Genomic DNA, 9,272 nt, shown 5'->3' with positions numbered 1-9,272 from the left:
ATCCCACCCGCTGCCCGCCCGGCTCAGGGGACCCAAATCCGGCGCAAGGATTGCGCTGGTGAGCCGGGTGGGCACTCTTTCTTTTACGCCAGCAGAATTGACGTGCACTCGTCTATGGAACGCTGCTGCGTTTCGCCATACAGCTTCAACTCATCAAGGGTCTGACGGCCCAGCGCCTTTTCGAATTCGGCCTGGTTGGCATTGGCCGCGTAGTGGCTCTGCGCTGCATCCCCGAGGTTGGACTGAAAGATCCCCGCCGCACTCACCGGTAAAAAATCCTCGTACACCAATGGCTCAACGTCCACATGGCCGGCGGCCAGCAGTGCGTCCAGCGTGCGCGGTTGATCGGCTTGGCCGCGTGCCGCCAGGCCGCGTTCGGTGGGGTAGTAGCGGAAGTAGGCCAGTTGCTGTTCACGCAGCTGCGCGGGGTGGTCGGGGAACGCCTGAAAGTGCTGCTCCATCAATTGCCTATAGCGCGCGGCGTTGCCTTCATGGGGGAACGCGCCGAGTTCATCGCGCGCGGCGTTCAGCAGTTGATCGTAAAGGGCGCGGCCCTTGGCGGTGAGCGCGACGCCGCGCTGCTCGATTTCGCCGAACCGCGCGCTGTGGCTTCCTTGTGCATCGGTGAAAGCGATGGGTTCGTCGAGGGCCTTGAAGCTGGTCTGGCGTAACAGGATCGGGCAGCGGCGGCGGGGCGGGCCTTCGATCACGGCCTTGGGGGTGATGCCCTTGCCAGGCATGGCGGCCTGGACCTGGTCGATGTCCAGCGTACGTGGGGTCAGGTGGTTGATGTGCGGGCCCTTGAAGGCCACCACGTCGGCGATCAGGCGGTGCTGGTCGCTGAGTTGCTGGTACTGCGCGGCGGTGACGGTCGCTGTGTGGTGCCAGCGGAAGGTTTCCAGGGCCTGGCGGATAAAGGCCTCGGCATCCTCGGCGCCGAGGCCGCCGTCGCGTTCTGCTTGGTCGATCAGCGCGAGGGCGCCGGGGGTGAAGATTGAGCGCTTGGCCAGGGCGGTTTCGGCAAAGGCGCGCAGCTCGGGGTTTTCGATCAGTTCCAGGCGCAGCAACGAGGTAAACACGCGAAACGGGCTGGTTTGCAGCGAGCGTTCATGCACCGCGCGAAACGCCGTGGAATGCACCGGCACGCCGGCCGGCGTCAGGTCGTAGTAGCCCACGGGTTGCATGCCCATTAGCGCAAACAGGCGGCTGATGGTCGCCAGTTCGGCAGCCGTGCCCAGGCGTATGGCGCCGTGGCGCTCCCTGTCCAGGCGTTGGATTTCGCCGGTGCGCTGCAGCTGTTGCGCCAGGCCCGGTTCGCTATCAAGCACGCGGGCATTGGTTTCGGCCACCAGCTCCATCAGCGCGCCATACAGGGGCACTTCATCTCGGTACATATCGGACATGGCCTTGGAAAAGCCCTTGCGGATCTCATCGGGGCTGACATGTGCGCGCGTGTGCATAGAAAAATTCCTGATGGCTATGGCGATGAACGTGGCCTTTTCATGGATTTTGTTGAGCCGCAGGCGCGCTTGCAAACGAAGATTCCTCTGGACTTCATTCTGCAAATGAATGGGATGAGGTGAATATGACAAACATCAGCCCCTGGAAAACTTCATTGTTCGCAGGTTTTACTAACCCCTACGCCATCCTCCAAGTCTTCATGTGCAACCGGGCGTCGTTGAGTTCTACACTGCGGGTCATCTGACCGGCGATGGAGGACCCCATGACGGCCACGCCCGATACCCGACTGCTGCAAACGATTGAAGGCCAACGCCTGGCGGCTCACGATGCCGAGCGTTGGCGCGAGTGGGGCCCGTATTTAAGCGAACGCCAATGGGGCACGGTGCGCGAAGACTACAGCGCCGATGGCGATGCCTGGGCTTACTTCCCCCACGAACATGCGCGCAGCCGCGCCTACCGTTGGGGCGAGGATGGCTTGGCGGGTTTCAGTGACAAGGCGCAACGCTGGTGCCTGGGCCTGGCCCTGTGGAACGAGCGCGATGCAATCCTCAAGGAGCGCCTGTTCGGCTTGAACAACGCCGAGGGCAACCACGGTGAAGACGTCAAGGAACTGTACTTTTTCCTCGACGGTGTACCGAGCCATGCCTACATGCGCATGCTCTACAAATACCCGCATGGGGCTTTTCCCTATGCAGACCTGATCGCCGAAAACGCGCGACGCGGGTTGGGCGATGCCGAGTATGAAATCCTCGATACCGGCGTGTTTGAAGACAACCGCTATTGCGACGTCAGCATCGAATACGCCAAGCACCAGGCCGACGACATTTTCATGCGTGTCAGCGTGCATAACCGCTCGGACCAGCCCACGCGCCTGCAGGTGTTGCCGCAGCTGTGGGCTCGCAATGACTGGAGCTGGACCTTTGATGCGCCCAAGCCCCGGTTGACGCTGGAAGGCGACCGCGTGCTGGCACGGCACCCTGAACTGGCTGATCGTGAATTGCGCGCCTGGGGCCAGGAGGGCGTCGAATGGCTGTTCTGTGAAAACGAAAGCAACTTCCCCAAGCTGGACGGGCAGGCGGCCCCGGGGCCGTTCAAGGATGGGATCAACGATTACGTGGTGGACGGTGTGCAATCGGCCGTTCGCCGCGACACCGGCACCAAGGTCGCCGCCCGGTTCATCCTGGATCTGAAGGGCCTGCAAAGCCAAACCCTGTACCTGCGTTTTGCACCCACCGACGCGCCCCAGGTCAATGCTCGGAAGCTGTTCGAGCAGCGTCGCCAGGAGGCGGATGATTTCTATGCGGCCTTGCAACACGGCATCAACGATGACGATGCACGCAACGTGCAACGTCAGGCGTTAGCCGGCTTGCTGTGGTCCAAGCAGCTCTACTATTTTGACGTGAACCAGTGGCTCGACGGCGACCCGGCCCAGCCCGCGCCGCCACCCGAGCGCCTGCACCTTCGCAATACCCATTGGCGGCACCTGTCCAACTTCGACATCCTCTCCATGCCCGACACCTGGGAATACCCGTGGTACGCCTCCTGGGACCAGGGCTTCCAGGCCGTGGCCATGGCACTGATTGACCCGGGCTACGCCAAGCAACAGTTGTTGCTGTTGGTGAAGGATCGCTTCATGCACCCCAACGGCCAGTTACCCGCCTATGAATGGCGCTTTGACGATGCCAACCCACCGGTGCACGCCTGGGCCAGTTGGCGGGTATACCAGCAGGACAAGGCGCTGACCGGCGTAGGCGATATGGATTTCCTGGAGCGGATTTTCCACAAGCTACTGCTGAATTTTTCCTGGTGGGTCAATCGCAAGGATGCCGAGGGGCGCAACCTGTTTCAGGGCGGTTTTCTGGGGCTGGACAATATTGCCTTGTTCGACCGCTCGGCCACACTGCCGCCGGGCTACCAGCTGGATCAGGCCGACGGCACCGCGTGGGTGGCGGCGTATGCGCTGGACTTGATGCGTATCGCCCTGGAGCTGGCCAAGCGTAACGTCGTGTATGTCGACATCGGGGTGAAATTTTTCGAGCATTTCCTGTATATCGCCGGTGCTATCAACTGCGTTGATGACAGTGCCGAAGGCCTGTGGGACGAGCAGGACCGGTTTTTCTACGACGTGCTGCACCGCCCCGACGGCCAGAACGAACCGGTACGCCTGCGCTCCATCGTCGGCCTGATGCCACTGTTTGCCGTGCTGGTACTGGAGCAACGCGAGCATGAGGGCCTGGAGGGTTTGCGTGAACGCCTGTTGGGGTTCATGCACCACCGGCCAGACCTGGCCAAGCTGGTGTCGCGCTGGAACGAGCCGGGGCAGGGCAATCGCCTGCTGCTGGCGTTGCTGCGTGGCGAGCGCACCAAGGAGCTGCTGCGGCGCATGCTCGATGACGACGAGTTTCTCTCGGCATTTGGTGTGCGCTCCGTGTCCAAGGCCTTCACCGAACAGCCGCTGGCGCTCAAGATCAACGGTGACACCCTGTGCGCACGCTACCAACCGGGCGAATCCGACTCGCGCCTGTATGGCGGCAACTCGAACTGGCGCGGGCCGTTGTGGATGCCGGTGAACTACATGCTGATCGAATCGTTGCGCGAATTTCACCGGTACTACGCGGATAATTTCTCAGTGGAATACCCGACGGGCAGTGGGTATCTGTCCTCTCTGGAGGACGTAGCCGACAGCCTCAGCCAGCGCCTGACCGGTTTGTTTTTACGCGATGAGAACGGGGTGCGACCGTCGATGGCGGGGTATGCGCAGTTGGAGGCCGACCCGGCCAGCCGCGACCTGGTGCTGTTCCATGAGTATTTTCATGGGGAAACCGGGCGCGGGTTAGGGGCCTCGCACCAGACGGGGTGGAGCGCGCTGGTGGCGTTGCTGCTGCAACCCAGAAACTAATGTGGGAGGGGGCTTGCTCCCGATAGCGGTGTGTCAGCCAGCTCATCAATTGGCTGATACACCGCTATCGGGAGCAAGCCCCCTCCCACAGGGATTCAGGATTACCCGTGAATCAGGAAGGGAACAGCTCGCTGAGCTTCATCGCCAGCATCATGTCGCCTTCAGTGCGCAGCTTGCCGCCCATGAACGCCTGCATGCCGTCGGTTTCGCCGCTGACGATGCCTTCCAGGGTCTCGCTGTCCATGACCAGGGTCACTTGGGCGTCCGGGTTTTCACCTTCTTGCAGCTCGCAGGTCTTGTCTTTGACGACCAGGGAGAAGTTTTTGGTGTCGTCAATACGGAAACCGAACACCAGGTCCAGGCCGTCGGCAGCGGCTGGGTTGAATTTGGCTTTCATTGCTTCTACAGCTTTGGCTACGTCAGTCATGGTTTCGATCCTTTAGGGTAGAGTCCAGTGACCTTGGGGTCACGGTTGGCCGCAGTTCATCGGAACGTGATGAGCTGCGGCGCCTTCAACAGTTGCAAGTGGGTATGACTGTTGAAGGAAGCCAGTGCCACCTCGCGCCCGCGGAATTTCAGCTGGTTGAGCGAGGTGTTAACAATTTGCCAGTTCAGTTCGAACGCCTGCGCAGCGGGCATTCGGGTTATCAGGTGGAGCAGGGCGGTGATGGTGCCGCCGGAGGTGAACACCGCGATCTTCTGGGTGTTGTCCGCCGCTTCCAGAATACGTTGCAGGCCACCCTGGACCCGCTCCACGAACCCCAGCCAGCTCTCCAGCCCCGGCGGGTCGTAAGTGCCGGCCAGCCAGCGGTCGATGATCAGGGCGAAGATGCGCTGGAATTCGCTGCGGTTCTGCGCGGCGTTGCGCAAGATATCCAGCGCGTCCGGCTCGCTGCCGAGCAGGTCGGGGAGCAGGGCACGGATAATCGCTTCGCCATCGAATTCATTGAAGGCCGGGTCGATTTCCAGCGCCGGAACCGGCAGCCCGAGGGCGCGGTATTGGTCGAAAGCGGCAGTGGCGGTGTGCTGTTGGCGACGCAGGTCACCCGACACGCACCGATCAAACGTAACGCCCAAGTCCGCCAGGTGGCGGCCGAGCACTTGCGCTTGCTCCACGCCAACGGGCGACAGGACGTCATAGTCGTCTGCACCGAAAGAGGCCTGGCCATGTCGAATCAGATAAATGCTGCCCACGTCCGTTTTCCCGGTACGTTGAAAGTCTGGCGAGGTTATGAGGATGCCCGCGAGCTGTCAATGAAAAAACATACGCTTGTTTTAAAAGTGCGTTGGAGGCCGCCTGCTGGCGGTTTGGGCACTGGTCCGAACGCAGTGCCGTCGGTATGCTGGGGCCATCCGCGCGTGGCGCACTGCACTGGTAAGGAGCAACATGGATTTTTTGGCTGAATACGCAAGCTTTTTGGCGAAGACCGTCACCCTGGTGGTCGCCATCCTGGTGGTGTTGATCAGTTTCGCCGCATTGCGCAGCAAGGGTCGTCGCAAATCCGCCGGGCAGCTGCAGGTCAGCAAGCTCAATGATTTCTACAAAGGCCTGCGTGAGCGCCTGGAGTCGAGCCTGCTCGACAAGGACCAGCTCAAGGCCCTGCGTAAATCCGAAAGCAAGACCGAAAAGAAGAAGGGCAAGCACAAGCCCGAGGCCAAGCCACGCGTATTCGTGCTGGATTTTGATGGCGACATCAAAGCCTCGGCCACCGAGAGCCTGCGCCATGAAATCACCGCCTTGCTGAGCCTGGCCACGCCCAAGGATGAAGTGGTGCTGCGCCTCGAAAGCGGCGGCGGCATGGTGCACAGCTATGGCTTGGCGTCGTCGCAGCTGGCGCGTATCCGTCAGGCGGGCGTGCCGTTGACCGTATGCATCGACAAAGTGGCGGCCAGCGGCGGCTACATGATGGCGTGCATCGGCGAGAAAATTATCAGCGCACCGTTTGCCATCCTGGGCTCCATCGGCGTGGTGGCGCAGCTGCCCAACGTCAACCGCCTGCTGAAAAAGCACGATATCGACTTTGAAGTGCTGACCGCCGGTGAATACAAACGCACCCTCACGGTGTTCGGCGAAAACACCGAGAAGGGCCGGGAGAAGTTTCAGGAAGACCTGGACATCACCCATCAACTGTTCAAGAACTTTGTCTCGCGTTATCGCCCGCAGTTGGCGATCGATGACGTGGCCACCGGCGAAGTGTGGCTGGGTGTTGCAGCCCTCGACAAACAACTAGTCGACGAGCTGCAAACCAGCGACGAATACCTGGCCACCAAGGCCAAGACCGCCGAGGTTTTCCACCTGCACTATGCCGAGCGTAAAAGCCTGCAGGAGCGGGTTGGGCTGGCGGCCAGTGGTTCGGTGGACCGCGTGTTGCTGACCTGGTGGAGTCGGTTGACCCAGCAGCGTTTCTGGTAAGCCAATACTGAAAATCCAGGCAATCCCTGTGGGAGGGGGCTTGCTCCCGATAGCGGTGGTTCAGTTAACACATCCGTTGCTGACACACTGCCATCGGGGGCAAGCCCCCTCCCACATTTAGATCTCGGTTAGCAGAGAGGGCGGTGTCACTACGGGGATTGGGTTGCGCATCAACATCCCGACCACCAATGCCGGGTGTGGTGTATCGCAACATTCAGGGCAGCGACGCGTCGTCATGGCTGTCGTTGATCTACCGGCGCTTCGAAAAAGCGCCTGCGGTGTTGCGCTATATCGAGCAGGTGAGGGCGAGCGGCTGAAGTCGATTACAGATTTTGTAATAGTTTTGCGTTGTAGGAAATTTATGTTTCGACTGTACGATTCAAGTCCTTTTCCCATTGCAGGACTTGCATGAACACCCTCTCGGAGCCTCCCAGTCGTCTTTCCCCAAGACACCCACTGTCGCTGTTCCCGCTGAAGCACCCCGTATCCCTATTGCTATCCTTATTCCGGTCCCATGACCGTGCGTTGCCGTGTCCGGCGTTCAGACAGCCCAATACTGAGACTCTATAAATGGAATGGTTAGCGGATCCAACGGCCTGGCTCGGCCTGTTGACCTTGATTGTGTTGGAACTGGTGCTGGGCATCGACAACCTGGTGTTTATCGCAATCCTGGCAGACAAGCTGCCGCCGGAGCAGCGCGACCGTGCGCGGTTGATCGGCTTGTCCCTGGCATTGCTGATGCGCCTGGGCCTGCTGGCGAGTATTTCCTGGTTGGTGACCCTCACCCAGCCGCTGTTCGAAGTGTTCGACAAGAGCTTCTCCGGCCGTGACCTGATCATGCTGTTTGGTGGTGTGTTCCTGTTGTTCAAAGCCACTATGGAGCTGCACGAACGCCTTGAGGGGCATGTGGCCCAGCGCACGGGCAATGTGGCGTATGCGATGTTCTGGCCGATCGTGGCGCAGATCGTGGTGCTCGACGCCGTATTCTCCCTCGACGCGGTGATTACTGCCGTGGGCATGGTGGATGAGCTGGCGGTGATGATGATCGCGGTGATCGTGTCCATTGGCCTGATGATCGTTGCCAGCAAGCCGCTCACCCGCTTCGTCAACGCCCATCCGACGGTGATCATGCTGTGCCTGGGCTTTTTGATGATGATCGGTTTTGCCTTGACCGCCGAAGGCCTGGGTTTTCATATTCCCAAGGGCTACCTGTATGCGGCGATTGGTTTCTCGATCCTGATCGAGGTGTTCAACCAGATTGCCCGCTCGCGCCGCAAGAAGTCGGCGCAAGGCGTGCTGCCGGTGCGTGAGCGTACGGCCCATGCGGTAATGCGTTTGCTTGGCGGCCGCAGCCTGGCGGTGGAGGAAGTGGATGACGAGGTGGCTGACCTGCTGGGCGAGTCGGACGCCGCCCAAGGCCCGCTGTTCGACCGGCGTGAGCGCGTGATGATCAGCGGTGTGCTGCAACTGGCCGAACGCCCGATCCGCACGTTGATGACGCCGCGGGCCAAGGTTGACTGCATTGATCTGGCGGACGATCCCGAGAGCATTCGCCTCAAACTGATGCATTCGTCTTACTCACGGCTGCCGTTGATCCGCAACGGCGCCGTGGATGAGCCCTTGGGCTTTGTGCATAAAAAGGAACTGCTCAAGGAATACCTGGCCGGTAACGAGCCGAACCTTGAGCACCTGGCGCGCCGTGCAATCAACCTGTTGGAGAGTTTTTCGATCCTCAACGCCCTGGAGCAGATGCGCCAGGAATCGACTCATATCGCGTTCGTCATCAACGAGTTCGGTGACTTCATGGGCGTGTTGAGCATGACCGACATCCTTGAGTCGATCGCCGGTGAACTCCCGGATGCCAGCGAAATCGAGGGGCCGGATATCGTCGAGGAGGGTGATGGCTATCGCGCCAACGGCGCCCTGAACCTCAGTCAGGTTCGACAGCGCACCGGCTTCCAGGCCGCTGCTACTGAGGATTATCAGACCCTGGCCGGGCTGGTGATGAGCCTGCTGGACCGCCTGCCGCTGGTCGGCGACAGCCTGGAACATGAGGGCTGGCGTCTCACCGTGGCGACGGTGGAGGAGCGGCGGGTGACGCAGGTGCTGCTGGCGCGTCTGGCAGGAAATTCCTGAACAGGTTCTCGAGAATTTCCTCCTGCTCTTGCGGGTAACCAATGCCCTTGAGGTTTTCGACCTCAAGGGCATTTTTGTATACCACCAGAGTGGGCGTGCCGGTGACCCCATCGACCCGTGGGCTGTCCTCAGTCTTGAGAATGATGCTTGTCGCCGCGTGCGCATATTTTTCCGCGACCTTTTCAAAATTTGGCCGGGTCAGTGCGCAAGCCTGGCAGCTATCAGACACAAACAACGCGAACACCAAACCGTGTTGATTCAGGACCTGCTGGTATTCGTTGAGGTCTTTGACGACGGTGTTTTCGATAGCCATGAGAATCTCCCTGTGAGCCCGACCAGTGACGCTTGCGGGTACGCTAAATC

Annotated in this window: 7 protein-coding genes and 1 pseudogene; 4 read left to right on the top strand and 4 right to left on the bottom strand. The window is 60.5% G+C overall.

What is annotated here, in order from left to right; all coding sequences use genetic code 11:
• Positions 1-83 precede the first annotated feature (83 nt).
• On the bottom strand, positions 84-1,460 hold the full coding sequence (hglS, locus tag GIW02_RS10335) for a 2-oxoadipate dioxygenase/decarboxylase HglS (protein ID WP_236419012.1): 1,377 nt from the start codon (positions 1,458-1,460) through the stop codon (positions 84-86).
• Between the two features lie 263 nt (positions 1,461-1,723).
• Here hglS and GIW02_RS10330 point away from each other — a divergent pair, with 263 nt between their 5' ends.
• Positions 1,724-4,360 (top strand): MGH1-like glycoside hydrolase domain-containing protein, encoded by a 2,637-nt coding sequence (locus tag GIW02_RS10330; RefSeq protein ID WP_236419014.1) that lies wholly within the window; start codon positions 1,724-1,726, stop codon positions 4,358-4,360.
• A gap of 112 nt (positions 4,361-4,472) precedes the next feature.
• On the opposite strand, the gene GIW02_RS10325 is transcribed toward GIW02_RS10330, so the two are convergent.
• Entirely contained in the window at positions 4,473-4,787 is a 315-nt protein-coding gene (locus tag GIW02_RS10325; protein ID WP_236419015.1) for an SCP2 sterol-binding domain-containing protein, read from the bottom strand.
• A 56-nt stretch (positions 4,788-4,843) separates the two neighbouring features.
• Entirely contained in the window at positions 4,844-5,554 is a 711-nt protein-coding gene (locus GIW02_RS10320; protein WP_236421848.1) for a histidine phosphatase family protein, read from the bottom strand.
• A gap of 193 nt (positions 5,555-5,747) precedes the next feature.
• On the opposite strand from GIW02_RS10320, the gene sohB reads away from it, so the two are divergent.
• The 3 genes and pseudogenes from sohB to GIW02_RS10305 all read left to right on the top strand — a co-directional run bounded on the left by sohB (position 5,748) and on the right by GIW02_RS10305 (position 8,909).
• Entirely contained in the window at positions 5,748-6,773 is a 1,026-nt protein-coding gene (gene sohB / locus GIW02_RS10315) for a protease SohB (RefSeq protein WP_236419587.1), read from the top strand.
• A 188-nt stretch (positions 6,774-6,961) separates the two neighbouring features.
• Positions 6,962-7,090 (top strand): annotated as a pseudogene (locus GIW02_RS10310) (LysR family transcriptional regulator); the annotation flags it as partial.
• Between the two features lie 253 nt (positions 7,091-7,343).
• Positions 7,344-8,909 carry a TerC family protein gene (locus GIW02_RS10305; RefSeq protein ID WP_236419589.1) on the top strand — a complete coding sequence of 522 codons (1,566 nt, stop codon included), beginning with the start codon at positions 7,344-7,346 and terminating at the stop codon, positions 8,907-8,909.
• On the opposite strand, the gene GIW02_RS10300 is transcribed toward GIW02_RS10305, so the two are convergent.
• On the bottom strand, positions 8,839-9,222 hold the full coding sequence (locus tag GIW02_RS10300) for a thioredoxin family protein (RefSeq protein WP_236419591.1): 384 nt from the start codon (positions 9,220-9,222) through the stop codon (positions 8,839-8,841). The two genes, GIW02_RS10305 and GIW02_RS10300, sit on opposite strands and share 71 nt — an antisense overlap.
• Positions 9,223-9,272 lie beyond the last annotated feature (50 nt).

This window comes from Pseudomonas syringae, from assembly GCF_021606685.1.
GTDB classification, from domain to species: domain Bacteria; phylum Pseudomonadota; class Gammaproteobacteria; order Pseudomonadales; family Pseudomonadaceae; genus Aquipseudomonas; species Aquipseudomonas syringae_R.
The sequence above is the reverse complement of the archived record's forward strand: the minus strand, read 5'-3'. Positions and strand labels throughout refer to the sequence as shown.